1 protein-coding gene is annotated in these 669 nt (G+C 41.3%); it reads right to left on the bottom strand.

Annotated elements, in window-relative coordinates; translation table 11 throughout:
- Positions 1-327: 327 nt before the first annotated feature.
- Positions 328-669, bottom strand: a 342-nt coding sequence (locus tag ACS8FC_RS18050) for an Ohr family peroxiredoxin (RefSeq protein WP_439297801.1), incomplete at its 5' end; no start/stop codon positions are given.

The following is a 669-nucleotide window of genomic DNA, read 5'->3' as shown; positions in this document are numbered from 1 at the left end:
ACTGGTATCCATCAGCGCGACGTTAGGCATCTCGTCAAAATTCGGTAAGGTTTTAGGATCGAGTGCTTGATGGGAGTTGTGGTCGTTATCGGCGGTATTGTCAGCTATATTATCAGTCATAAAGGTCACTTATCAGCTATTAGATAAAAATATGCCCTTATTATAACGATAAAAACAGTGCGTGCCGAACTGCTTAACCGTTACGAGATGTTCTAGCGGTTTTATTTTTTCACCAAAATTTCAAACAAAAAAAGAACCCAGACCAGCTGAGTTCTTCTATAATTAATATATTCTTAATTAATCATTGATAATGAGTCTCATAATACGTTATTTTACTTCTGAGGTGACTTCAACATCGATGTTGCCGCGAGTGGCTTTAGAATATGGGCAGACGTCATGCGCTTTTTCAACCAGTTTTTGGATCTCATCAGCTAACAGATCAGTGTTGTCAGCGATTACATGAATTTTTACTGAGAGTTTGTACTCGTGGTTGTCACCTTGTAACAGATCAACAGACGTTTCAGTGGTGGAACCAAAGCGTGCGTTTTCCATCTTTTTGACCACGCCAAGCGCGCCATCAAAGCAAGCACCGTAACCCATAGCAAGCAGTTGCTCAGGGTTATTGCCTTTTTGATTGCCACCTGGTGGGGTCATGTTGATCTCAAGGTC

This window comes from Psychrobacter sp. 1Y4, assembly GCF_051847555.1.
This window is presented reverse-complemented; position numbering and strand designations above follow the sequence as displayed.